This window comes from Streptomyces monomycini, assembly GCF_022271435.1.
GTDB classification, from domain to species: domain Bacteria; phylum Actinomycetota; class Actinomycetes; order Streptomycetales; family Streptomycetaceae; genus Streptomyces; species Streptomyces monomycini.
The window spans coordinates 306188-331229 of the sequence record NZ_JAFIQY010000006.1 but is presented as its reverse complement, the minus strand read 5'-3'; the positions used below and the strand labels follow the sequence as shown (position 1 = coordinate 331229).

At 72.6% G+C, this 25042-nt stretch carries 20 protein-coding genes and 1 pseudogene; 15 read left to right on the top strand and 6 right to left on the bottom strand.

Annotated features, from left to right (window positions below; all coding sequences use genetic code 11):
* The first annotated feature begins 165 nt into the window (after positions 1–165).
* Entirely contained in the window at positions 166–1134 is a 969-nt protein-coding gene (locus tag JXZ78_RS11065; protein ID WP_030022849.1) for a DUF5926 family protein, read from the top strand.
* Between the two features lie 457 nt (positions 1135–1591).
* On the opposite strand, the gene JXZ78_RS11060 is transcribed toward JXZ78_RS11065, so the two are convergent.
* Both JXZ78_RS11060 and JXZ78_RS11055 read right to left on the bottom strand, forming a co-directional pair.
* A complete protein-coding gene (locus JXZ78_RS11060) occupies positions 1592–2299 on the bottom strand; it encodes a hypothetical protein (protein WP_033039091.1) in 708 nt (235 codons plus the stop codon).
* A gap of 288 nt (positions 2300–2587) precedes the next feature.
* Positions 2588–3307, bottom strand: a complete 720-nt coding sequence (locus JXZ78_RS11055) for a bifunctional DNA primase/polymerase (protein WP_030022852.1) — start codon at positions 3305–3307, stop codon at positions 2588–2590.
* A gap of 646 nt (positions 3308–3953) precedes the next feature.
* On the opposite strand from JXZ78_RS11055, the gene JXZ78_RS11050 reads away from it, so the two are divergent.
* Together JXZ78_RS11050 and JXZ78_RS11045 are read left to right on the top strand one after the other, a co-directional pair.
* A complete protein-coding gene (locus tag JXZ78_RS11050) occupies positions 3954–5756 on the top strand; it encodes a PP2C family protein-serine/threonine phosphatase (protein ID WP_238782818.1) in 1803 nt (600 codons plus the stop codon).
* Between the two features lie 125 nt (positions 5757–5881).
* Complete coding sequence (locus JXZ78_RS11045) at positions 5882–7354, top strand: aminopeptidase P family protein (RefSeq protein ID WP_030022855.1); 1473 nt, start codon at positions 5882–5884, stop codon at positions 7352–7354.
* 183 nt (positions 7355–7537) lie between these two features.
* On the opposite strand, the gene JXZ78_RS11040 is transcribed toward JXZ78_RS11045, so the two are convergent.
* Entirely contained in the window at positions 7538–8254 is a 717-nt protein-coding gene (locus JXZ78_RS11040) for a TetR/AcrR family transcriptional regulator (RefSeq protein ID WP_078624547.1), read from the bottom strand.
* A 324-nt stretch (positions 8255–8578) separates the two neighbouring features.
* On the opposite strand from JXZ78_RS11040, the gene JXZ78_RS11035 reads away from it, so the two are divergent.
* On the top strand, positions 8579–8827 hold the full coding sequence (locus JXZ78_RS11035) for a hypothetical protein (protein WP_238782817.1): 249 nt from the start codon (positions 8579–8581) through the stop codon (positions 8825–8827).
* Between the two features lie 43 nt (positions 8828–8870).
* On the opposite strand, the gene JXZ78_RS11030 is transcribed toward JXZ78_RS11035, so the two are convergent.
* Positions 8871–9362, bottom strand: coding sequence for an ATP-binding protein (locus tag JXZ78_RS11030; RefSeq protein ID WP_030022859.1), 492 nt, complete (start codon positions 9360–9362; stop codon positions 8871–8873).
* 311 nt (positions 9363–9673) lie between these two features.
* Between JXZ78_RS11030 and JXZ78_RS11025 the strand changes: the two genes are divergently transcribed.
* The 10 genes and pseudogenes from JXZ78_RS11025 to JXZ78_RS10980 all read left to right on the top strand — a co-directional run bounded on the left by JXZ78_RS11025 (position 9674) and on the right by JXZ78_RS10980 (position 21589).
* Positions 9674–10534: a hypothetical protein gene (locus tag JXZ78_RS11025; RefSeq protein WP_030022860.1), complete on the top strand. Its 861-nt coding sequence runs from the start codon at positions 9674–9676 to the stop codon at positions 10532–10534.
* Positions 10535–10768: 234 nt separating this feature from the next.
* Complete coding sequence (locus JXZ78_RS11020; protein WP_030022861.1) at positions 10769–11569, top strand: YcnI family copper-binding membrane protein; 801 nt, start codon at positions 10769–10771, stop codon at positions 11567–11569.
* Positions 11570–11648: 79 nt separating this feature from the next.
* Complete coding sequence (locus JXZ78_RS11015; RefSeq protein ID WP_030022862.1) at positions 11649–12299, top strand: SCO family protein; 651 nt, start codon at positions 11649–11651, stop codon at positions 12297–12299.
* A pseudogene (locus JXZ78_RS11010) lies at positions 12296–12736 on the top strand (copper chaperone PCu(A)C); the annotation flags it as partial. The gene JXZ78_RS11015 and the pseudogene JXZ78_RS11010, both read left to right, overlap by 4 nt.
* Before the next feature lie 160 nt (positions 12737–12896).
* The gene (locus JXZ78_RS11005) at positions 12897–15089 is read left to right on the top strand and encodes a copper resistance CopC/CopD family protein (protein WP_030022864.1); all 2193 of its coding nucleotides are present in this window, start codon (positions 12897–12899) and stop codon (positions 15087–15089) included.
* Complete coding sequence (gene efeB, locus JXZ78_RS11000) at positions 15089–16387, top strand: iron uptake transporter deferrochelatase/peroxidase subunit (protein ID WP_238782816.1); 1299 nt, start codon at positions 15089–15091, stop codon at positions 16385–16387. The genes JXZ78_RS11005 and efeB overlap by 1 nt, the downstream gene beginning before the upstream one ends.
* A 273-nt stretch (positions 16388–16660) precedes the next feature.
* Positions 16661–17587 carry a prephenate dehydratase gene (gene pheA / locus JXZ78_RS10995; protein ID WP_030022867.1) on the top strand — a complete coding sequence of 309 codons (927 nt, stop codon included), beginning with the start codon at positions 16661–16663 and terminating at the stop codon, positions 17585–17587.
* 780 nt (positions 17588–18367) lie between these two features.
* Entirely contained in the window at positions 18368–19657 is a 1290-nt protein-coding gene (gene serS / locus JXZ78_RS10990; RefSeq protein ID WP_030022868.1) for a serine--tRNA ligase, read from the top strand.
* The gene (locus JXZ78_RS10985) at positions 19654–20499 is read left to right on the top strand and encodes an HAD family hydrolase (protein WP_208870209.1); all 846 of its coding nucleotides are present in this window, start codon (positions 19654–19656) and stop codon (positions 20497–20499) included. The genes serS and JXZ78_RS10985 overlap by 4 nt, the downstream gene beginning before the upstream one ends.
* Before the next feature lie 337 nt (positions 20500–20836).
* Positions 20837–21589, top strand: coding sequence for a hypothetical protein (locus JXZ78_RS10980; protein ID WP_157851699.1), 753 nt, complete (start codon positions 20837–20839; stop codon positions 21587–21589).
* On the opposite strand, the gene JXZ78_RS10975 is transcribed toward JXZ78_RS10980, so the two are convergent.
* Positions 21471–22166, bottom strand: a complete 696-nt coding sequence (locus JXZ78_RS10975; protein WP_030022871.1) for a rhomboid-like protein — start codon at positions 22164–22166, stop codon at positions 21471–21473. The genes JXZ78_RS10980 and JXZ78_RS10975 overlap by 119 nt on opposite strands.
* Positions 22167–22222: 56 nt before the next feature.
* On the bottom strand, positions 22223–23278 hold the full coding sequence (locus tag JXZ78_RS10970) for an Lrp/AsnC family transcriptional regulator (protein ID WP_030022872.1): 1056 nt from the start codon (positions 23276–23278) through the stop codon (positions 22223–22225).
* Positions 23279–23403: 125 nt separating this feature from the next.
* Between JXZ78_RS10970 and JXZ78_RS10965 the strand changes: the two genes are divergently transcribed.
* Complete coding sequence (locus JXZ78_RS10965) at positions 23404–24939, top strand: MFS transporter (protein ID WP_030022873.1); 1536 nt, start codon at positions 23404–23406, stop codon at positions 24937–24939.
* The last annotated feature ends 103 nt before the right edge of the window (positions 24940–25042 follow it).

Sequence of the window (25042 nt, the reverse complement as noted above, 5' to 3'; positions counted from 1 at the left end):
GTCAGGCGAATCGTCCGGGGGCAGCCCCAGGGCGCCGTGCCACCCGCTTCCCGAGCAGCGCGCGGCCACCGGCCGCAGCGCGCGCCGCGTGTGCGGGGCCCAGTCGTCTAGGCTCGCGCCGGAACGCGACCGTACGCCCAGGACCGACCAGGAGAAAGCCTCGCCATGGCCAAGAAGCGCCGTCCCCAGACCAAGGCCGCAGCACCGCAGATCAAGGACGGCGAGGTTCCCGTCGTCGGGCCGCGCGAGCCCTGCCCCTGTGGCTCGGGCCGCCGCTACAAGGCCTGTCACGGCCGGAGCGCGGCGCACGCCGTCACCGAGCTGGTGCAGCGCCCCTTCGAGGGCCTGCGGGGCGAGTGCGACTGGGTGGCACTGCGGGAGCTGGTGCCCGCCGCCACCGTCGAGTTGCAGCTCAAGGACGGGCTGCCCGAGGGCGTGCCGTCGGTGACGCTGGCGACCGTCCTGCCCATGGCCTGGCCCGCGCTGCGCCGCGACAACGGCGCCGTCCTGCTCGGCCTGCAGAACGACACCGCTTCCGGGGACCTCAGCCGCGACCTCGCCGACACGCTGCGCCGCGCGCTGGCCGCCGAGCCGGGCACGCCGGTCGCCGCCGAGCGTGCCGCGGCGGACGGTCCGCGCCTCCAGGACCTGCTGGACCCGGCCGCGCCCTTCGAGCCGCAGGTGCACTCCGGCTTCGAGTTCTGGGTGGAGGACGCCGAGAACGCGACGGGCGAGGTCGCCGCCTCCCTGGAGCGGGCGAACGCCGCCGCCATCCCGACCGCCCGGCTGGACGGTCTGGAGGGCGCCTACTGGTGCGAGACGCCCGAGAAGAACCACCTGCGCTGGGTGATGGACCGCCCGGAGGAGAAGCTGCTGGACGCGCTGGCCCGGCTGCACGCCGCCGGTACGTCCTCGCTGGGCGAAGGCACCCGTCTGGTCGGGTCGTTCCGCGCGCACGGCCTGACCGTGCCGGTCTGGGACCTGCCCTCCGGGATGAGCGCCGACGACGTGGCCAAGCCGGCCGGCGCCTTCGCGGAGCGGCTCGCCACGGCGCTCGCCGCGGACACCCCGCTGACGCCGGAGGAGCGCCGTGCCCGCGGTGGCCTCACCAACCGTCAGGTGACGTTGAGCTGAGCGTGACCCGAGGGGCACGGGACGGCGTTCCGGGCGTGACTCCGGTCACAAGTCGCCGTACCGACCGGTAAATACGCGTCCGGAATTCCACGATCGAATTTGCGAACCGCCGATCTCTTGTTACCGTTCTAGGAGCCCGGTCGCTGGTGCATCCCCCGTCGCCAGCGACCGGGCGCTTCCATGCCCGCGTCCGCCCAGGCCGGGCAGCCCGCCCCGGCGCTGCGAGACCGCCGCGGGGCACCCTCCCCGCGAGACCGGCCCACCGCGCCTCCTGTGCGCCCGCCTCCCGCCACCTCTGGCCCGCCGGGCACATCATGTCGGCCCGCCCACCGCCACGGCCGCCAGCCCCCGCCGGACGCCGTCAGGACCGGGTGGGGACCCGTACGGACGGGGCCGGGCGTCGGCGGCAGCCCTCGGCACTCCGGCCCCACAGCGCGCTCCCACCGCCCCCGCACCGTCATTGGTCCGAACCACCGGCATCCGGTGCGGCGTTGCTGCCGGTGCGCAGCAGTTTGTGCTCACCCCGCTTGTCGGTGACCTCCGCGACCGCGGTGTACGGCGCCCGGTCGCCGCCGACCGTCGCCTCCCGCGGGGTTTCGCAGGTCTCGGGCTCGTCACCGGCCGGCAGGTCGCAGTGCGCCTGTACGGTCCGGCCGTCCGGCCGCATCAGGGACAGGACGGCATGCAGGGGCTTGCCGGAGGTGTTGCGGTAGTACGTGCGCCCCCAGGTCCGGCCCCCCTCGGAGAGAACACACGTTTGAGCTTCCACTCCTTCGGGTGCGGCGAGTTCGGGGCCGCAGCGGGTGATGCGGAGATCGGTACGGGGGTGGGTACCGGGGTCGGTACGGGCATCGGTACGCGCACCCGTGCGGGGGTCGTCACGGGCATCGGCACGGGGATCGGCACGGGAACCCGTGCGGGAATCCGTACGGGGAACCGTGTGCGCGCCGGGTGACGGGGCCGGACCCGCATACGGGCCCGGCGCGGCGGACGCCCTCCTACCGACCGGAACATCAGCATCCGGATGTGTAGCACTCGCGGAGTCATCGGCCGCCGACCGATCGGATTCGGCCGGACCGGCGGTCGCGGCCGCCAGCGGCAGGGCGACGGCGAGCGCGACCGTGCTCGCCAGCGCGATCATGCGGAGATTCGGCGCACGCTCCATGGGACCACCTGGATTGTCAGGGCGACGGAGTTGACCGTCGGATTGACGGCGCGCCGAACATATCGGCCCGGAACGGGCACATAACGGGCCCGAACCCCCGAATCCCCACCACCACCGGGCAGCTCACACCCGTACGAGTGAACCGCCCGCGCGTCCTTTGTCGCGCCGAGCGGTGGGAGGGGTGGCCGGGTGAGGAGGCCGGGCGGTCAGGTCACGCGTCCGTACGCGGTTCAGCAGGCGCGCCAGTGCGCCCCGGCAGACGCGTCCGCACGCGCTCCTGCGGTCGCGTCAGTACGCGAGCCGGCTGCCGCCGTCCGGCGCGCTGGTGCTCGCGGTGACCAGGGCGTCCACGATCGTCTCCACCCGCGGCAGGAACGGCGCGACCTGGCCGGTGCCCGGCGACCGCTCCCAGCGGACCTTGCCCGCGCCGATCTGCGAGGGCGGCAGCACCACATAGCCGCCCTCGCTGTGAAAGCGCAACGAACTGGGCACCCAGTCCCGGGAGTGCAGCAACTCGCCCAGTTCCCCGAGGGAGTACGGGGCGACCAGCAACGACCATCGGGTGGGGGTGGCGACGACCGGACCGGTCCGGACGCCGAAGTGGTCCAGGGCGGCCAGCGCCTGCGCCCCGGCGACGGCCGGCAGGCTCAGCGCGCAGGGCGCGCGGCCGCCGGTGGCCAGCAGCAGCGGCGCGGTCGGCCGGTTGGTCCACCACCAACGCACCATGCGGGCATCAGTGGTGGCGGCGAACAGCCCGGGATCGAAGGGGTGCGCGCCGGGCACCACGCAGTCCGGGTCCGGGCAACTGCACGGGCGCGTCCCGCGTTCGGCGCGCCCCCGTCCACCGGGCGGCTTGCCGCCCGCCGGTTTCCCGCCGGTCCGCAGTCCGACGCCCGGGAGTACGGGCCACTGCCACTCGGTGGCGCAGTGGAGCGCCGCACCGAGCAGCGCCGACCTTCCGCCGCGCCGGAGCTGGAGCTTGCGTCGCCTTCCGAGGATCTCGCGCATGAGCGCTCGTTCCTTTCCGTTAACGCCGAGGGCTATGTCCATCGCACTACATGCCGGTTCATGCCGCTTCGTGGCGTTCTTCGGTGGCTCCTGCGAACCCCTGACGCCACGTGGATCTCTGGTCACTGCGTGTACAGAGCAGCGCATCACGCCATACGCCGAGCGTGGAACGTGGCGGAGGGTGGCGCACGCATGGCGCTTGCTGTCCCGTGAAGCAGTTCCGCCACTTGGGGGTGCGGTGCGGCGCGGTCGTCGCCGTGTTAGACGCCCGTGCCCGTCGGAGAGTTCCGGCGCGGCCCAACTGACTCCGCGCCTTTCCGAGTACGTACCCGCCATGGTGGTGATGACGCACTGTCGAACGTCGCCAGTCGACCTCAAATTGACGTTCGGGGGGATATTTTCCGGCCAACTTCCTCGTCCCGTTGACACCACAAACCCCATGGGGACAATGCTGGACATCGTGTCACTGCGGCGTGTACATGTGGAGGCATTGATAGCGGAGCAGCATGACATGGGGGTTTGCGATGCTATTGAGGAAATTGAGCAGTTCGACACACTACTCAACATCACTCAACAAAATGCCGCAGCCCTCCTCAACATGCGGCCTGACCTGGGCTTTCACCCGGCGCTACGTAAGCCGTCGGCCATGACCACCCCTCACGTCCCGAAAGTGGCTGGAATCGAACCAGCACTTCCCGCCCCCACGCACACTGCCGAGTCCGCCACCTCGTCCACCCCGGCGGACGCCCCGCCCGAATCCCGCCACACGGCCGTCCAGGACCGCCTCGCCGCCTGGGCCTCCGACCTCACCGCGCTGCACGGCCTCACCGGGCAGCTGGCCCGTACGCGGACCCTCGAAGCCGCCCTCCGGGAACTGCTGCGCGCCGGGGCCTCCCTGATGGGGGCCCGACGCGGGCTGGTGGTCCTCGAACCGTCCGACGGGCTCGGGCCGGACACCACCATCGGCCTCGGGCTGGGTCAGGCGGACATCGGTGACATCGAGACCGTGCCGCGCCGCGCGCAGTCCTTCGGCCGGATCCTCGACGGGCTGCCGGTGACGGGCGGACGGACGGCGACGGGCGGACGGACCGCGACGGACGGGCTGCCGGTGACGGACGGCCTGACCACGAACGACGGCCTGCCCACGCAAGACGGCCTGCCCACTGACGGGTGTCCGGCCGGCGCGCCCGTCGATCACGGTGCGGACGGCCCCGAGCCGGACGCCTCCGGCCCCGACGTCCCCGGCCCCGACGTCCCCGGCCGGGACGGCTCCGGCTGCGTCGCCTGCGGGCGCGGCCACGTCGCCCAGCCCGACATCCCCGGCGAGCCCGGCCTCGACCCCCGCCTGCGGGAGGTCGCCGCCCGCCTCGGATACGCGGCCAGCTACGCCGTACCGCTGGAGGCCGGCTCCGTCGGCCGGTTCGGCGCGGCGGTCTGGCTCTACGACGAACCCGCCGCCCCCGCCGAGCGGCAGCGCCACCTCGTCGGCCGCTACCTCGCGTACGCCACCGAACACCTCGCCCGCCTCCTCGAACTGCACCGCCAGCGGCAGACCGTGGCGACGCTGCGCGAGGAGCTGCTGCCCAGCAGGCTGCCCCGGGTCCCGGGTGTACGGCTCGCGGTACGGCACAGTTCCGGGCCGCTCGGCGGCGGCGACTGGTACGACGCGCTCCCGCTGCCGGACGGCGCGCTGGGCCTGGCGGTCGGTTCCGTCACCGGCTCGGGGCCGGGCGCGGTGGCCGCCATGGGCCGCCTGCGCGCCTCGCTTCGCGCGTACGCGGTGATGGAGGGCGAGGACCCGGTCGCGGTCCTCTCCGACCTGGAACTGCTGCTGCGGCTGACCGAACCGGCTCGTAGCGCGACAGCCCTGTTCGCCTTCGCCGAAGCACCGCCGGGCGTACCGGGGGTCGGTATGGGTCCTGGGGTCGGCTTGGGACCGGGCATCGGTACGGGACCGGGAGCCGGCATGGGACCGGGCATCGGTACGGGACCGGGTGCCGCGTCCGGGTCGGGTGCCGCGTCCGGGCCAGGTGCCGGACCAGGTACGCCCCCGCCCGGACTGCCGGGCCCGCCCGGGCGCCGCATCGTGCTGGCCGGTGCCGGGCACTGCCCGCCGCTGATCATCGGCGACCGCCGTACCGAGTACGTGGAGACCTCGCTGTCCGCGCCCCTGGGCATGCTCGCCTGCTGGGAGGCGCCGAGCGTGGAGCTGCGCCCCACGCCAGGAGAAACCCTTCTGCTGTACAGCGACGGGCTGCTGCGCCGCACCGGCGAGCCGATGGACCGCGCCTTCGCCCGGCTGCACGCCGCCGCCGCGGGCGTCCCCCGGGCCGTACGCCACGACCCCGAGGCCCTGACGGACCACCTGCTGCGCACCCTCCTGCCGGAAGGGCTGGACGCCCCGGAGTCCCCGGAGGACGTGGTGCTGCTCACGGCGTACTTCGAGTGACGGCGAGGGCGCGCGGACGGACCGTCGCGCGCCCGGAGTGTCTGATAGCTCACCGCTTGCGGCCCCTGGACCCCGTTCTCTCCGCACTTACGATGGAATGTGGTGCAGTCGTACAAGGAGGCATAGTGACGGACGAGCTCACGCCGGAGACCCCGGGCGAGGACGAGCAGCCGATCAAGCAGCGGAAGAACGGCCTTTACCCGGGCGTATCGGACGAGCTCGCGAAGAACATGCAGTCGGGGTGGGCCGACACCGAGCTGCGCGGCCTGGAGCCCGACGAGCAGGCCCCGTACGCGGCCCGGCGGCGCGCGGCGCTGTCCCGCCGCTTCCCCGGCGAGCGCCTGGTGATCCCGGCGGGCAACCTGAAGACCCGCTCCAACGACACCGAGTACGGCTTCCGCGCCGCGACCGAGTTCGTCCACCTCACCGGTGACCAGACCGACGACAGCGTGCTGGTCCTGGAGCCCCGCGAGAGCGGCGAGGGCCACGACGCGACGCTCTACCGGCTGCCCCGCTCCGACCGTGAGAACGGCGAGTTCTGGCTGGACGGCATGGGCGAGCTGTGGGTCGGCCGGCGCAACAGCCTGACCGAGGCCGCGGCGCTGCTCGGCGTCGACTGCGCGGACGTGCGCGAGCTGCCCGACGCGCTGCGCGCGGCGAGCGGCCCGGTCCGCGTGGTGCGCGGCCACGACGCCGGCATCGAGGAGGCCCTGGCCGACAAGGTCACCGCCGAGCGCGACGAAGAGCTGCGGGAGTATCTCTCCGAGGCGCGTCTGGTGAAGGACGACTTCGAGATCGGTGAGCTGCGGAAGGCGGTCGACTCGACCGTGCGCGGCTTCGAGGACGTCGTGAAGGTCCTGGACAAGGCCGAGGCGACCAGCGAGCGCTACATCGAGGGAACGTTCTTCCTCCGGGCCCGCGTCGAGGGCAACGACGTCGGTTACGGCTCGATCTGCGCCGCCGGACCGCACGCCACCACGCTGCACTGGGTCCGCAACAACGGCCAGGTGCGCTCCGGCGACCTGCTGCTGCTGGACGCGGGTGTGGAGACCACCACCCTCTACACCGCGGACGTCACCCGTACGCTGCCGATCAACGGCACGTACAACCCCCTCCAGCGCAAGATCTACGACGCGGTGTACGAGGCCCAGGAGGCGGGCATCGCGGCGGTCAAGCCGGGCGCCGCGTTCCGCGACTTCCACGACGCGGCGCAGCGCGTGCTCGCCGAGAAGCTGGTCGAGTGGGGCCTGGTCGAGGGCCCGGCGGAACGGGTGCTGGAGCTGGGGCTGCAGCGCCGCTGGACGCTGCACGGCACCGGCCACATGCTCGGCCTGGACGTCCACGACTGCGCCGCCGCCCGTACGGAGACGTACGTCGACGGGGCGCTGGAGCCCGGCATGGTGCTGACCGTCGAGCCCGGCCTGTACTTCCAGGCGGACGACCTGACCGTCCCGGAGGAATACCGCGGCATCGGCGTCCGCATCGAGGACGACATCCTCGTCACCGAGGACGGCAACCGGAACCTGTCCGCCGCGCTGCCGCGCCGCGCGGACGAGGTCGAGGCGTGGATGGCGGAGCTGACCGGGCAGAAGGGCTGACCGGACGCCGGGGCTGATCCCGCAGACGGTCACCGTCGTCGGACACCGTCGTCGGCAGGCGGCCGGTGCGCTCCCACGGGAGCCACCGGCCGCCTTCGGCGTTTCCGGGGGCCTGGGCGGCGTTACAGGTGCGGTGTTACGGGGTTACGGGGCCGCGTTGCTCCCGTAAGGGCCCGCGACGCCTCATGCGGGGTCCGCGGTGTCCCCTACGGAGCCCGAGGCGTCCCGTACTGAGCCCGCGGCGTCCCGCACCGCATCCGTGCCGTCCCGTACCCCGTCCGCGGTGCCCGCCGCGGGCGCGAAGACCCCGGCCCGTGCCGCCACCCAGGCGGCCTCGGCGGCGCGGTCGGCCAGCCGGATGTCGACCGGCCGGCGGGCGATCAGCAGCCGGTAGTAGAACGGCGCGCCCAGGGCGGCCACGACCTCGTCCGGATCGGCGCCCTCGGGCAGTTCGCCGCGCGCCGCGGCACGGGGCACCATGCTGCCGGCCAGCCGCAGCCGCTGGTCGAAGAACTGCCGCAGCACGTCGGCGGCCTCGGGCTGGCGCGCGGCGGCGGACACCACCGCTTCCAGCAGTCCGCAGTACCGCGGTTCCGTGTAGAAGGCGGCGATCGAACGGGCCAGCGCGCGCAGGTCACCGCGGAGCGTGCCGGTGTCCGGAAGCGGAATCCCGCCACTCAGGTCGGCCATCAGCTCGCAGACGAGCCCCTCGACGGAGCGCCAGCGGCGGTAGATCGTCGCGACGTGGACCCCGGAACGCCGGGCCACCCCCTCCATGGTGAGCGCAGCGTATCCGCCCTCGCCCAGCTCTTCGAAGACCGCGTCCAGTACGGCTTGTCTCGTACGCGCGGTACGTCCCCCCGGCCGGGACGCTCCGGGAGGGGGCTGCGCTGTGCTCACGGCGGCTCCGTATTGCAGTGCGGGTTCAGGCCACGTATCGTCCAGAACACGCTAACGCGAGTCATCTCGCGTTAGGTCGGGTGTGCGTGGCTCCCGCGGCAATCGGGGACGCGGCGGGGGACGTCCTTCCCCTGCGGGACCGCGCGACCCGGCACCGGACGGACGCCGGCCGGGCACCGGCAGAACGCTGTTTCCCGGATGCTTCTTCGGCACGTCGGTTCCTCGGCACATCGCCGGTGCGGGTCGCCGACGCATCGGTGCGGCCCCTGTACGGGATCCACCTGCCCGACGGGGAGGTGCTGCGCGGGCGGACGGGAAGGAACTGTGCCGTCCCTGCTCCTGTGGCTGGTGATGCTGCCGCTCGTCCTGATCTGCCTGATCGGTCTGACACTCTCCGACATGCCCGCCGACGAGGTCGGTTCCCCCTTGCGTACGGCCTGGAAGCGGCCGGGCGGGCTCATCGGCCGGGTGGTCATGACCGAGTCCGCGCGCGGTCGCTTCCGTGCCCCGGGTGAGGGGCCCGACCACCGGGTGGCGTACGCGCAAGCGGTGGCGAAGTTCTGGAAACAGTGACCCGGGCCCGCTGACCGGTCTGCCGTGGAGCGCCCGGTCCCGTTCACGACGCCATCAGCGGCACCTCCTCCTTCCACTTGAGGATCTTGTCGAAGCTGACCACCGCGCCGCGCCGCCCGGTGCGGTTGCGGTAGCGGACGTGGTCGGTCAGGGCCTCGATCAGAAACAGCCCCCGTCCGTGCTCGGCCTGGGCCGGGGCGGGGGCTGCCATGGGTGGGGGCGGCGCGGGATCGGGCATCGCGCTCAGCCCGGGGCGCTTGGGCCTGCGGGCCCGGCCCCGGAATCCGGGGCCGGAGTCGGTGACTTCGATACGACAGGTGTCGCCGTTGATGAAGGCGGTGACCCGGTAGTCCTCCGTAGCGGCGTCGCCACCGTGTTCGACGGCGTTCGCACACGCTTCGGAGAGGGCGACGGACAGGTCGTGGGAGACGTCCGGGTCCACGCCGGCCGTCTCCATCGTTCCCAGCAGGAGCCGCCGGGCGAGCGGCACGCTCGCGGCCTCGCGCCGCAGATGCAGGGACCACCAGATGCTCATCGCTGCAGCCTCCTGGTCGCGGCTCGACATATCGATACGTATTGCCGGGGCGCATGGTCCGTAAGCGTGCACGGGACGTGACTCCGCTCATTCGGCGGATGCGCCCCGACGCCTGCCGGTGTAACGAGGCCCTCCGTGCGCCCGCTCACGCTCCGGCGCGCTCTCTGAGCGCTCCGGCGGCGCCCCCTTCCGCACCACCTCCCCGTACCCCTTCCCGCACCTCGCAGTCCGGAATGGCACGATCCGTCGGGTGCCGAAGTGGCGGACCTGCCGTATGCGAGCCGTAAGGGCAGTGGGATGATGGCGCGGCCATGACTGCCCCGTCCGACCCCGGAGCGCGCGCCGCCGCCGACCTGCGGCTGCTGAGGGCCGCGGTGTTCACCGCGGTCTGCGTCGCGCTGTCCGCGGCCGGGCACATGATCGGGTCCTGCGCCGCCGTCCCCCTGTGGACGCTGGGCGTGGGTTGCGCGGCGGTGTTCGCCGTCGCGGCACCGCTGGCCGGGCGGGAACGCTCGCTGCCCGGCATCGCCGTGGCGCTGGCCGTCGGCCAGCTCGCGCTGCACACCGTCTTCGCGCTGGGGCAGCATCGGATGGCCACCGCGCCGGAGGCCGCCACGGCACCGGCCGGCGGCGGGCTCTCCGGCGGCGGGCTCTCCGATCAGGCGGCCATCTCCCTCGCACGGCACATCACCTGCGGTCTCGGCGCCGGGCAGCTGGACGGCGCGGCAGCGCGCCGCATCCTGCACACCTCGGTCATCGGCCCGGGCGGCCCCGCCTCTTCGGCCGGCGGCGCCGGGCACGCCATGGACCCGGCGGCCACCGCCTCCACGGCGGCGCACGGGCTGCTGCCCTCGCTGCCGATGCTGCTGGCGCACCTGCTCGCGGCGCTCGCCGCCGGCTGGCTGCTGCGCCGCGGCGAGGCGGCCCTGTGGCGGCTCGTACGGCTCTCGGCGCCCGCGGCCCGGGAGGCTTCGGCGGTGGCGGAAGCTCTCGTGAGCGCGCTGCGCGGCGCGCTCACGTTCGTACGCGCCCTGTGCGCCGGGCTCCTGGCGGCCGACGTACGCCCCGTGGCGCGTTTTTCGTACGGGGACGACCAACCCCGCCCGAAGGAACTCGCGCTCCAGCACAGTGTCGTCAGGCGGGGCCCGCCCGCCCTGGCCCTCGCGGCCTGACGACCACGCACCGCACTCCCCGCAACAGGGCCGGAACGCCCGGCAGGACCGGAACGGACCGGCAGCACCGGAACGGACCGGCAGGACCGGAGCGAACCGGTACGGCCGGACTCACTCCGGCGCGCGGGCCGGACGCGCTCCGGCGCACGGGAGGCAGCGGCGTGCGCCGTCGTCGCCGCACGCGCGCCAGCCGTTCCTTCCCCGTCCCTCCTGCCTGTGGAGTGCATTTCCGCCATGTCTGAGACCACTGCCGTACCGTCACCGTCCCCTGCCGCACCGTCACAGGGCGCCGCACCGGCCCCGGCCACCGGCCGCCGCGGACGGCTCGCCCGCCGGCTGCCCGTCGTGGGCGGCCTCGCCGCGGGCGGCGTCCTGCTGCTCGCCGGACCGGCCTTCGCGCACGTCAGCGTGCAGCCGGGGCAGGCCGAGCAGGGCGGCTACGCGACCATCAACTTCAAGGTCCCCAACGAGCGCGACAACGCCTCGACCGTGAAGCTCGAAGTGACCCTGCCGACCGACCACCCGCTGGCGTCCGCCATGCCGCAGCCGGTGCCGGGCTGGAAGGTGGACGTCACCAAGTCCAAGCTCGACAAGCCCCTCGAAACGCACGGCAAGAAGCTCACCGAGGCCGTCTCGAAGATCACCTGGACCGCGGACGGCAGCAAGATCGAGCCGGGGCAGTTCCAGCAGTTCCCGGTCTCCGTCGGACAGTTGCCGAAGGCCGACAAGATGGTCTTCAAGGCCCTCCAGACGTACGACAACGACGAGGTCGTACGGTGGATCGAGCCGACCAAGGAGGGCGGCCCCGAGCCGGAGAACCCGGCGCCGGTGCTCGAACTGACCCCCGCGTCCGGCGACGGCCACGGCTCCGGCACGGCCGACGCGAAGAACGCCGGCGGCGACGCGGGCAGCACCCAGCAGGCCGCCGCGGACGGCAGCGACACCACGGCGCGCGTCCTGGGCGGCGCCGGCATCGTCGTCGGCATCATCGGTGTCGCGTTCGGCGTGCTCGCCGGCCGGCGCCGCGGCGCCTGACCCGACCCTGTGCCCGCCCCCGGCGCCCGGCCTCCCGGACGCCGGACCGGCGCACCCTTCCTGAAAACGGAAAACGTACATGCGTAAGAGGAACCTGACCGCCGCCGGTATCGCGCTGGTCTCGGCGCTGACACTGGCCGCCTGCGGCAGCGGCGACGACAGCGACCAGCCCGCCGCCAGCGTCTCCGGCGGCACCCGCTCCGAGCCGATCGTCACGCTCGACCGGCCCATGGAGAAGCCGGACCTGGTCCTGACGGACACCGAGGGCAAGAAGTACGACCTGATCGAACAGACCAAGGGCCACCCGACCCTGGTCTACTTCGGCTACACCCACTGCCCGGACGTCTGCCCGCTGACGATGAACAACATCGACGTCGCGATGCGGCAGCTGCCCAAGGCCGAACAGGACGACCTGCGCGTCGTCTTCGTCACCTCGGACCCCGAGCGGGACACCCCCGCCGCGCTCAAGAAGTGGCTCGGCGGCATCAACAAGAAGTTCGTCGGCCTGACCGGCTCCTTCGACACCATCCAGGCCGGCGCGCGCAGCGTGAACATCGGCATCGAGAAGCCCGTCAAGAAGAAGAACGGCGACGTGGTCTCCACCCACGGCGCGCAGGTCCTGCTCAGCTCCCCCAAGGACGACAAGATCCACTGGATGGGGATGCAGGACGCCGGCGTCGACCACTACTCCAAGGCACTTCCGAAGATCACCAAGGGGCAGAACCCGTGAACCGCCGCACCACCCTCGCCGCCGTACTCGCCCTCACCGCCGGATTCGCCCTCGCGGGCTGCGGCGGGGACAGCGCTCCCGAGCTGAAGGTCTCCGGGGCGTACCTGCCGCAGCCGGTCGACCAGAGCATGGCCGGCGCGTTCATGGTCGTGGAGAACTCCGGCGGTACGGCCGACAAGCTCACCTCCGTCACCAGCGACCTGAGCGACGACGTCACCATCCACACCACGAAGAACAACAAGATGGAGCAGGTCAAGTCCCTGGACATACCCGCCAACGGCAAGCTCGAACTCGCCCGCGGCGGCAACCACCTGATGTTCATGGGGCTGAAGAAGAAGCCGGCCGAGGGCCAGACGGTCAACGTGGAACTGCACTTCGCCACGGCCGAACCGATCAAGGTCCAGGTGCCGGTCCGGTCCGCCACCTACGTCCCGAAGAACGGCGGGGGCCAGGGCGGGGACAAGGCCGGGGACGGGGGCGGCTCCGGCCACGGCGGGGCCGCCGACCACGGATCGATGCAGCACGGCGGCTCGCAGCACGAGGGATCCATGGACGACCACGCGCAGCACCACGCCGAGAAGTAGGGGGCGCCTCGCCATGACCACCACCGTCCTCTGCGCACCGGGCTCCGGCGCCCGCGCTCCGAGCGCACGCCGGAGCGGCGTGCCACGCGCCCGCCGGTCGTCCGTGCTGCGCCTTCTGGTGCTCGCGGCGGCCGTGCTCGGCGCGCTCTTCGGGGGCGCCGCCCCGGCCTCCGCCCACGCCGCGCTGACCGGCAGCACACCCGCGCAGGGGTCGGTGGTGCAGAGCGCACCGGAACAGGTCACCCTCACCTTCTCCGAGGGTGTCGCGATGAGCGACGACTCGGTGCGGGTCCTGGACCCGCAGGGCAAGCGGGTGGACCGCGGCAAGCTGCGCGACCTGTGCAGCGGCGAGACCGTCAAGTACGGCGCCGGGCTGCCGCCGGGGCTCCCGGACGGCACGTACACCGTCGCCTGGCAGGCGGTCTCCGCCGACAGCCACCCGGTCTCCGGCGCCTTCACCTTCTCGGTGGGCGCGCCCTCCGAGACGAGCGCGCCACTGCCGCAGCAGGAGGCCGGCGGCGGTGTGGTCGGCGCGCTGTACGGCATCGCCCGCTATCTCGCGTACGCGGGTTTCGTCGTCCTGGTGGGCGGGGCGGCGTTCGTCCTGATCTGCCGCCCGGCCGCCGCGCGCGTACGGTCCGTGCAGCGTCTGGTGGCCCGTGGCTGGGCCGTGCTGACCGCCGCGACGATCGCGATGCTGCTGCTGCGCACCCCGTACACGACCTCCGGTGACCTGGCCGACATCTTCGACCTCGGCGGACTCCGCCAGGTCCTGGAGACCAAGCCGGGGGCCGCACTGGTCTCGCGGCTGCTGCTGCTCGCGGCCGCGGCCCTGTTCGTGGCCGTCCTCTTCGGCGCGTACGCCCGCGCGCAGGAGGACGAAGGGCGTGCGGGGCAGGGCGAGGGGCGTACGGACGCGGAGGGGGCGGACAAGGCAGTATCGGGCGCCCCGTCCGCCTCGGACCTCCTGGCCGCCCCGGCCGCCTCGGATGCCTCGGGCGCCCCGGACGCCCCGGCCGCCGACGCCAAGCGCCGCAAGGACCTCACCTTCGGGCTCTCCGTCGGCGGCACCATCGTCGCCGTGGGGCTGGCCGCTACCTGGGCGATGGCCGAGCACGCCTCGACCGGTCTGCAGACCGCCGTCGCCATGCCCGTCGACGTCCTGCACCTGCTGGCCGTCGCCACCTGGCTCGGCGGCCTGACGGCGCTGCTGGTCTCCCTCTACCGGGGGCCGTCGGTGGCCCGTTCCGGCGTACGCCGCTTCTCGCGGCTCGCGTTCGGATCCGTCCTGGTGGTGGTCGCGACCGGCGTGTACCAGTCGTGGCGGCAGGTCGGCACGTGGCAGGCGCTGACCGACACCTCGTACGGGAAACTGCTGCTGGTCAAGGCGGCGCTGGTCGTCGTCCTCGTCGGCGTCGCCTGGTTCTCGCGGCGCTGGACGGCGCGGCTGGGCGAGGGCCCGGCGCCCGAGGCGGAAGCCACCGCCGTACTGGAGAGCGTGGCGGCACGTACGGAAGCGACGACGGCACGTACGGAAGCGAGGACGGCGCGGGACGAAGCGGCGCCGGACGGAGCGACCGCACCGGCCGGCGGGGCCGGCACCGACGACCCCACGGCGGAAGCCGACCCCGCGCGCGCCGCGCAACTCGCCCGGCAGCGCGCCGCGCTGGCCACCGCACGGACGAAGCGCATCCGCGACGCGGACCCCGAGCGTTCCGGACTGCGCCGCTCGGTCCTCGCCGAGGCGACGGTCGCCGTGGTGGTACTGGCCGTCACCACCGTGCTGACCTCCACCGAACCGGCACGCACGGAAGCCGCCGTGAAGGCGGCCGGCGGGGCCGGGCAGTCGGCCGACGCCAACCAGCCGAAGGTGCTGAACATCCCCTTCGACACCGGCGGCCCGCGCGGCAAGGGCACCGCGCGCGTCGACCTGGACCCCGGGCGCAGCGGCAGCGGCAACGCCCTGCACCTGCGGCTCGCCGATCCGGACGGCCGGACGGTCGACGTCCCCGAGGTGAAGGTCTCCTTCACCCTCCCGGACAAGGACCTCGGGCCGCTGCCGGTCACCCTCGACCATGTCAGCGAGGGACACTGGAGCGCGCGTGACGTCCAGTTGCCGGTGCCCGGACAGTGGCAGCTCTCCCTGGTCGTACGGACCTCCGACATCGACCAGGTGACCGAGACCAGGAACGTGAAGATCAACTGATGACGACCACCGCTTCTCCCTCCGACGACACCTCCGGGGCAGACGGGCGCCCCGAACCCCTCGAACTCTCCCGCCGTCGCCTGCTCGGCACCGTCGGCGCCGCGGGCGCGGCAGGCCTCGTCGTCGGTGCGGCCGGCGGCGCGATCGGTGTCGCCGCCGCCCAGGACGACCCGCCCGCCGCGCTGAGCAGCGTCGGCTCGACCGCGGTCGCCTTCCGCGACGAGCGCGCCAAGCAGCAGGCGGGCATCACCACGCCCCTCCAGGCACGCGGCCATCTCGTCGCGTTCGACCTCGCGCCGGGTACCGGGCGCAAGGAGGCGGCCGCGCTGCTGCGCCGCTGGTCGCGTACGGCCGAGGAGCTGATGGCCGGACGGACACCGGCCGCCGACACCGGCGTCGCACTCGACGCGGGCCCGTCCTCGCTCACCGTCACCTTCGGCTTCGGCCGCACCTTCTTCGACCGTACGCAGCTGACCGCGCGCCGCCCGGTCCAGCTCGGACCGCTGCCGGACTTCTCCGCGGACGTGCTGGACGCCGGGCGCAGCAACGGCGACCTGTGGGTCCAGATCGGCTCCGACGACGCGCTGGTCGCCTTCCACGCGCTGCGTGCCCTCCAGAAGGAGGCCGGGGACACCGCGCGGCTGCGGTGGCAGATGAACGGCTTCAACCGCACGCCCGGCGCCACCGCGGACCCGATGACCGCCCGCAATCTGATGGGCCAGGTCGACGGCACCAACAACCCCAAGCCGGCGGACCCGGACTTCGACGAGCGGATCTTCGTCGGCCGGGACGCCGCCAGCGGGCCGTACGCCTGGATGCGCGGCGGCTCGTACGCGGTGGTCCGCCGCATCCGCATGCTGCTGGACGACTGGGAGAAGCAGCCGCTGACCAAGCAGGAGAAGGTCATAGGCCGCCGCAAGGCCGACGGCGCGCCGCTGACCGGCGGCGACGAGCACACGAAGATGGATCTCGACAAGAACGGCCCCGACGGGCTGCCGGTCGTTCCGGCCGACGCGCACGCGCGGATCGCGGCGCCGGAGTCCAACCAGGGCGCGGCCATGCTGCGGCGGCCCTTCTCGTTCCACGACGGGTTCCGGGACGACGGCGCACCAGACGCCGGGCTGCTGTTCGTCTGCTGGCAGGCCGACCCGCTGCGCTCCTTCATCCCGATCCAGCGCAAGCTGGACCGGGGGGACGCGCTGTCGCCGTTCCTGCGGCACGAGGCGAGCGGGCTGTTCGCCGTGCCGCCGGCGGCGGTGGCGGGCGGGTACGTGGGGCAGCCGTTGCTGGAGGGGTGATTGTTGGTACGTGCGTTTCACGGGGCCGGGGAGGCTGGGGGCGGCTCCGGGGCCCGTGGGCGGCGGCACCGCGGGGCGTGAGCAGCGGCTCCGGGTTCCGCGAGCGGCGGCACCGAGGCCCGTGGGCGGCGGCACCGAGGCCCGTGAGCGGCGGCACCGAGGCCCGTGAGCCGATTCGGGCTTCCCGGCCGGGCCGGGCGGCCGGGCGGGTAACGTGGCGAGCGGGTGATCGGCGAGTCGGTCCCCACCGGAGCGTGAGGGAGTCAGAGGGACATGTCGGTCAGCCGCTATACGTACCTGGGACCCGAAGGAACGTTCACGGAGGCGGCCCTGCGGACGCTGCCGGAGGCCGCCACCCGCGAGCTGGTCCCGATGGTGTCCGTACCGGCCGCGCTGGACGCGGTACGGGCCGGCGAGGCCGCGGCCGCGCTGGTGCCGATCGAGAACTCGGTCGAGGGCGGCGTGACCACCACCCTGGACGAACTGGCCGCCGGCGAACCGCTGATGATCTACCGCGAGGTGCTGCTGCCGATCGCGTTCGCCCTGCTCGTACGGCCCGGCACCCGGTTGGCCGACGTCAAGACGGTCACCGGGCACCCGGTGGCCCAGCCGCAGGTGCGCAAGTGGCTCGCCGGGCACCTGCCGGAGGCGGTGTGGGAGTCGGCGGCCTCCAACGCGGACGGCGCCCGGCTGGTCCAGGAGGGCCGGTACGACGGCGCGTTCGCGGGCGAGTTCGCGGCGGCGACGTACGGCCTCGAACCGCTGGTCACCGAGATCCACGACGCGCAGAACGCCGCCACCCGCTTCGTGCTGGTCGGCCGCCCGGCCCGGCCGGCGGCGCGCACCGGTGCCGACAAGACCTCGGTCGTGCTGTGGCTGCGCGAGGACCACCCGGGTGCGCTCCTGGAGCTGCTCCAGGAGTACGCGGGCCGCGGCGTCAGCATGATGCGCATCGAGTCCCGGCCGACGGGTGAGGGCATCGGCCGTTACTGCTTCTCGGTGGACTGCGAGGGACACCTCACGGACCGCCGGGTCGGCGAGGTGCTGATGGCGCTGAAGCGGGTCTGCCGCGAGGTGCGCTTCCTCGGGTCGTACCCGCGCGCCGACCAGGTGCGGCCGAACGTACGGCCGGACACGGTCGACGCGGCGTTCACGGACGCGGCGGACTGGCTGACGCGTTGCCTCGACGGGCGGGCCTGAGGCGTCCGCAGCGGGCGGTGGAGCGGCCGGACCGCGTTCCGGAGGGCTCGTCGGGGGCCGGTCCGGGGTCTGGTCTGGGGTCTTGGGGTTGTCCACAAAGTTATCCACAGGCCCTGTTCTCGACCTGGGGATAAGTCGACACGACGGCCCTCTCGACGCGGCCGGAGTCGACATGTTGCTCTACCGACCCCCAGGACCTTCCACAGCACCCCACCCCGGCCCGCGTCAGCACAAATTACGCGAACAATCCTTTAGGGCGAGGAAATCCCACACGAAAGAGCGTCCACTTGGGGTTTCTCCGGTGAATCCCTGGCAACGCATTCTTGAAACGGAACCCACTCTTCCGACTTCCACAGATTCCACACACAGCCTGTGGATAAGATTCCGCAACACCCCCACCCCTGTGGACAACCCTGGGTACAACCCTCGTCGCCCACCGTTCCGGCCCGTCCGCCAACTCCTCCCGCACACAAGGGAAGCCGGTCGGCCCGTACGGAGCGACTACCCCCGCACCGGTGTCGGCGCAAGATTTTCCCACCACTATTTCCCGCCACTTTCCGCACGCCCGAACGATCCCCGTCCGCACTTCCCGTACCTCCACCCGCACCCCGCCCTCTCCCCGCGCGCCCCTTATGCGCCCCTTATGAACCCCGCCACTCCGCCTTACCGGGCCGTACCGCCCGGAATAGCCAAACCCACTAAACATCAACAAACCGGACAAAGCGCCACGCGGGGAATATGGCGTCGAAGGTCCGGGCCGGGCCCCGGTAGCCTGGTGGGGTGATTGACCTTCGCCTGCTCCGTGAGGACCCCGACCGTGTGCGCGCCTCCCAGCGTGCCCGTGGAGAGGACGTCGCACTCGTCGACGCACTGCTCTCCGCCGACGAACGGCGCAGGGCCTCAAGCGTCCGCTTCGACGAGCTGCGCAACGAGCAGAAGTCGCTCGGCAAGCTCATCCCCAAGGCCGCCGGCGACGAGAAGGCCGCGCTGCTGAAGAAGGCCGGGGAGCTGTCCGCCGCCGTCAAGGCCGCCGACGCCGAGCAGGACCAGGCCAAGGAGGAGACCCAGTCCCTCCTGCTGAAGCTGGGCAACATCGTCCACCCCGACGTCCCCGTCGGCGGCGAGGAGGACTTCACGGTCCTGGAGACGCACGGCACGATCCGCGACTTCGCCGCCGAGGGCTTCGAGCCCAAGGACCACCTGGAGATCGGCCAGGCGCTGGCCGCGATCGACGTCGAGCGCGGCGCCAAGGTCTCCGGCTCGCGCTTCTACTACCTGACCGGCATCGGCGCGCTCCTGGAGCTCGCGCTGGTCAACGCCGCCATCGCGCAGGCCACCGAGGCCGGTTTCACGCCGATGCTCACCCCGGCCCTGGTGCGCCCGCACGCCATGGAGGGCACCGGATTCCTCGGCCAGGCCGCGGAGAACGTGTACCACCTGGAGAAGGACGACTACTACCTCGTCGGCACCTCCGAGGTCCCGCTCGCCGCGTACCACATGGACGAGATCCTCGACGCGGACAAGCTGCCGGTGCGCTACGCGGGCTTCTCGCCGTGCTTCCGCCGCGAGGCCGGTACGTACGGCAAGGACACCCGGGGCATCTTCCGCGTCCACCAGTTCGACAAGGTCGAGATGTTCTCGTACGTCGACCCGGAGGACGCGCAGGCCGAGCACCAGCGCCTGCTGGACTGGGAGAAGCAGTGGCTGACCGGCCTGGAGCTGCCCTTCCAGGTGATCGACGTGGCCACCGGTGACCTCGGCGCCTCGGCCTCGCGCAAGTACGACTGCGAGGCGTGGATCCCCACCCAGGGCAAGTACCGCGAGCTGACCAGCGCCTCGAACTGCGACGAGTTCCAGGCCCGCCGCCTGTCGGTCCGGATGCGGACGAACAAGGACGGCAAGCAGCAGGTCAAGCCGCTCGCCACGCTCAACGGCACGCTCTGCGCGGTGCCCCGCACCATCGTGGCGATCTTCGAGAACCACCAGCAGGCGGACGGCTCCGTGCGCGTACCCGAGATGCTCCGTCCGTACCTGGGCGGCCGGGAGATCCTGGAGCCCGTCGACCGGTGACCACCGCCCCCGTGCCCGCGCACCGGGCCGACCAGGCCCGCCCGCTGCCGTACAGACTCGTCGCGACCGACCTCGACGGGACGCTGCTGCGGCACGACGACACGATCTCCGAGCGCACCCGCGCCGCCCTGGCCACGGCCACGGCGGCGGGGGCGGCGCACATCATCGTCACGGGCCGCGCGGTGCCGTGGACCCGGCACATCCTCGATGCGCTGGACTACGACGGCATAGCGGTGTGCGGGCAGGGCGCGCAGGTCTACCACGCCGGCGAACACCGGCTGCTGACCTCGGTGACCCTGGACCGGCAGCTCGCCGGACTGGCCCTGTCCAAGATCGAGGCGGAGGTCGGCCCGCTGTTCCTGGCCGCGAGCCGGGACGGCCTGGAGGGCGAGGTGCTGGTCACCCCCGGCTACCGCATCCAGGAAGGCCCGCTGCCGAACCTGGAGATCCAGGACCCCGGCGACCTGTGGGCAGCCCCCATCAACAAGATCTACATCCAGCACCCGACTCTCGGCGACGACGAACTGGCCCGCGCGGCACGCGAGGTCTCCGGCGACCTGGTCGGCGTGATCATGGCCGGCGAGGGCGTCGTCGAACTCCTCCCGCTCGGCCTCTCCAAGGCCACCGGCCTCTCCCTGGCCGCCCGCCGCCTGGGTGTGAAGGCCGCGGACACCATCGCCTTCGGTGACATGCCCAACGACATCCCGATGTTCGGCTGGGCCCGGCACGGCGTCGCCATGGCCAACGCCCACGCCGAACTCAAGGCCGTCGCGGACGAGACGACGGCCTCCAACGAGGAGGACGGCATCGCGGTCGTCCTGGAGCGGTTGTACGGAGCCTGAGCCCGAGGCATCCTCCGACCCGGCCCCGGCGGCCGGGTCGGTCTTCTTTTCGGAACGTACGCGCGAAGTCATGCCCGGGACGGGGTGACTGTACGTTTATCGACTCGTTGTCCCCTGTGCGTGGAGGCAACTGGAGTTCGAGGCGTCGAGGGTTCGTGAAGTGCTGGGGTTTGCCGGCGACGGTCGTGAAGCGGTGCAGCCGTACGACTGGGAACCGGACACAGAGGTAGTGGCATCCGTGAGCAGCCTCCGCTCCTGGGCCCTGGATACGGGCGTTCAGTTCAGAGGGACAGCGTGTCCCTCTGAAGCCGTTCCGGTGTGAATGGAGGGCATGTACATGCCACCCGAAGCTGTACTGCTGGAGTCGCGGGCCATGCGCGACAGTGTGATGGGGCTGGGACGCGTCGGCGTCCTGGACAAGGTGAAGGCGCTGGTGCTGCTGCCTGATGGGCTGCATGTCACGACGCGGATGGTCGCCGACTATTTCGAGGTGGGCGACCGCGCCGTCAACAGCCTGATGCGGCGGCACCGAGCGGAGCTGTCCGAGAACGGCATGCACGTTCTCAAGGGCTCTGACCTGCGGGTCTTTGAAAGCTCCAACGTGAAGCTTTCAGGCGAAAGTTATCCACAGGGCCGCGCCCACCTCACCCTCTACACCCGCCGGACCCTCCTCAACATCGCCATGCTCCTCCGCGACAGCGAGGTCGCGCGGGCGGTCCGTACGTACCTCCTCGACGTCGAGGAGGACGCGCGGACGCGGGTCGAGGTGCCCCGGCCCCGGCAGGCCCGGCCGGCGCCGACGCTCGAGTCGCTCGACCACCGGCTCACGCGCGTCGAGTCGTCGCTCGCCGGCATCGGCCCCGCCCTACGGGACCTGGGCCCGGTGATCGGCCGGATCTCCGGGCGGCTGGACCGGCTGGACCGGCGGCTGGACGCCACCAACCGTGTCGTGTGCGCGATGAGTGAGCGGCTCAGCGATCTGGCGGAGGATGTCCGGGAGTTGCGTTCCGACCCGCGTCCCCTGCCCCGCCCGCAGCCCCGTCCGCACCGGCACCCGGGGTCAAGGCCCAAGCGGCGAGACCAAGGATGAGCGCGATGGCGTGTCCGATATCGGTGAACGTGGCGCCTGACAGGAGCGGGATGCCGAAGAAGCCGACGACGGCCGCCAGGTAGAGGTAACGCCAGGGCGGCGGCAGCCGGTAGGTGAGCAGACCGGCTGCCGCTGCCAGGCCGTAGGAGACACCGATGTCGACGACATGCGACATGGAGCGGGGCAGCCGGTGGCCTTCGATGGCGAGCAAGAGCAGTTCCTGGCTGGCGAGGGTGGCGGTGATGTGGGCGGCGCCGACGGTCAGCAGCCAGCGCCAGGTGCCCAGCCAGCGTTCGACGTTGGCGTGCACCAGCTCGAAGAGGACCGCGTACAGGACGAAGGAGGCCGGGTTCTCGATCCAGAAGCCGCTGATGAGGAGGGAGGAGAGGGGGTGCCGGTTCAGTTCGTGGATGTTGCTGCTGGTGCGGTGGAGGAGGAAGTGCTCCAGCCCCTCGCTGGCACCGGCGATCACGAGGCTGGTCACGCCGATGATCAGCAGCCAGATGTGGGTGCCGGGGGCGGACCGTACCCAGGCGGCCACCCGGTCGACGGGCGGGGACGGGAGCACCGGCCTCATCGCACGGACACCATCCTCATCACGTACGCACCGACCTCATCCTGTGAACACCGCCCTCACCGCCCCCGGGCCGGTGCCGGCGCGGAGGTGATCGGACCCGTGCCGGCCCGTCCGTAACCGTGCGGCCCGGGGCCCTTGAGGCGGCGGATCAGGGGGGCCGTCTCCATGTTCTGTACGGCGGGCAGCGCCGCGATCCGGGTGGTCAGGTACGTGTAGAGGGCGCGCACGTCCGGGCACAGGACCGACGCGAAGAGGTTGTGCGGCCCGGTGGTGGCGCAGGCGAAGGCCACCTCGGGGTGGCGGGCCAGCGCCGCGCCGGTGGCGGCGAGTTCGCCGGGGGCGACGGAGAGCCAGAGGGAGACCATGACGCCGAGCCCGAAGTGCCGGGCGTCGTAGTCCACGTCGTAGTAGAGGACGCCGTCGGCGCGCAGTTCGGACAGCCGGCGGCGGACGGTGGTCTGGGACCAGCCGGTGGCCGCGGCCAGGTCGCCGAGGGCGGCCCGCCCGTCCTCGGCGAGGACGTCCAGGAGCCGGCGGTCGGCGTCGGTGAGTGTGACGGGCACCGTCTGTCCGGGCGGTGCGGCGGCGCGCGCGTCGGCCGCCGCGGACGCCGGGTGGCGCAGCTGCGCGGCCTGTTCCTCGGTCAGCGCGCCGGACTTGTTGACCAGCCCGAGCGGACCGCCGAAGAACTCGTGCACCATGCAGTGCGCCGTCACCCCGACCACGCTGGGCGTCCGCGGGAGCTTCTGCAGGAGGAGCGCGTCGCTGTCCCGGCTGCTCGCGGAGCGGCAGACGACGCCGATCTCGGTGCCGCCGGACATCAGGCTCACCCAGGACGTGTCGGGGCGCCGGGCGAGCGCCTCCGCGACGGCGACGGCCGCGTCGGGGGTGCACTGGACCCGTACGATCCACTCGATCTCGCCGAGGGAGGTCGGGTCCGTCAGCCCCATGACCTTGATCATGCCCGCACCGCGCAGCCGCCCGTAGCGGCGGGCGACGGTCTGGTCGGAGACGCCGAGGACCTCGGCGATCCGGCTGAAAGGGGCCCGGCCGTCGAGCTGGAGGGCGTGGACCAGGCTCCGGTCCAGTGGGTCGAAGCCGTCGGTTTTCACCAGCACAGGCTAACTCGTGTCGGATCGCGCCGCGCGGAACGGCGTGGTTGGGAGATGCGGGGGCCGGGCCGGACTCTGGTCGGACCACGACATACGGAACACCGATCCATCTCAGAGGTTCTTTGATGCACAACGGGCGGAGCAGATGGTGGCCCCTGGTCGCCATCACCCTGGGCAACTTCATGTTGCTCGTCGACGTCACGATCGTGAACACCGCGCTGCCGCGGATCGCCGACGGTCTGGACGCCTCCTTCACCTCCCTGCAGTGGGTGATGGACATCTACGCGCTGGCGCTGGCCGCGCTGCTGATGGTGGCCGGTTCGGCGGCCGACCTCCTCGGGCGCCGCAAGCTGTACCTGGCGGGTCTCGGGCTCTTCGCGCTGGCCTCGCTCGCCTGCGGGCTGGCGCCCGACGAGGGCGTGCTGATCGCCGCGCGCGCGGTGCAGGGCGTGGGCGCGGCGGCCATGTTCGCCACCAACACGCCGCTGCTGATGGCCGCCTACCAGGGCCGTGACCGCGGGGTGGCCTTCGGCATCTGGGGCGGTACGAGCGGCGCCGCGGCCGCGGTCGGCCCGGTGCTGGGCGGCGTGCTGACCCAGTACGTGGACTGGCGGGCGATCTTCCTGGTCAACCTGCCGCTGACGGCGGTGGCGGTCTGGATCACCCTGCGGTCCGTCCAGGAGTCGCACGGCGACCGTACGGCGCGCATCGACTGGCCGGACGCCGGCGCGTTCACCCTGTGCGCGGGCGCACTGACGTACGGGCTGATGCGCGGTGGCGAGGAGGGCTGGACGGAGTCCGGCACCCTGCTGGCGCTGGCGGTGGCGCTGCTGTCGCTGGTCGCCTTCGTCGCCGTGGAGCGCCGCGCGCGGCAGCCGCTGCTGGACCTGAAGCTGCTGCGCCGTCCGGCCTTCGCCGTACTGATGGCGGCCGCGCTGCTGCTCCAGGCCGCGGCGTTCCCGTACCTGACGTATGTGGGCCTGTGGGTGCAGAACATCCTGGGCCTGAGCCCGGTGATGGGCGGTGTCGCGGTACTGCCGATGGCGGTGGCGTCGATGGCCGTGGGCATGTTCGGCGGCCGGTTCCTGCACCGGCTGGCGCCGCGGCTGCCGATCGGCATCGGTCTCCTGCTGATCGGCGCGGGCCCGCTGCTGCACGTCCTGCTGCTGAACGACGACTCCGGCTGGGCGGTCCTCGTCCCGGGCCTGCTCATCAGCGGCCTCGGCATCGGCATGGCGATGCCGGTGCTGGTCTCGGCGGCACTCGGCGCGGCTCCGCCCCAGCGGGCCGGCATGGCCAGCGGCGCGGTGAACACCTTCCGCCAGCTCGGCTACGCGCTCGGCATCGCGATCCTCGGCATGGTCTTCACGCAGGGCCTGCGGGCCGCGGGCGCGCACGCCGCTCCCGGTACCGCGTACGTGCACGGCCTGACCCGGGTGTCCCTGGTCGCGGGCGTGGTGGCGGTGATCGCGGGCCTGCTGGTCCTGGCCGTCGTACGCCGCCCGGAGGCGGAGCAGGCGGCTCCGGTCGCCGGGGGCACGGCCGGGCGGGGTACGGCGAAGCCGGACGCGGTGACGTCTGGTGCGGCAGAGCCGGACGCGGTGACGTCTGGTGCGGCAGAGCGGGCCGGTGACGTGCCCGTCGGCGCCGACCAAGGCTGAGGCCTGAACCGTACGGACAAGGCCGAGGGCGTACGGGTGAGGCCGGACGCGTCAGGCTGAGGCCATAGACGTACGGCATGGTCGTACGACGGCATCCCTCCCC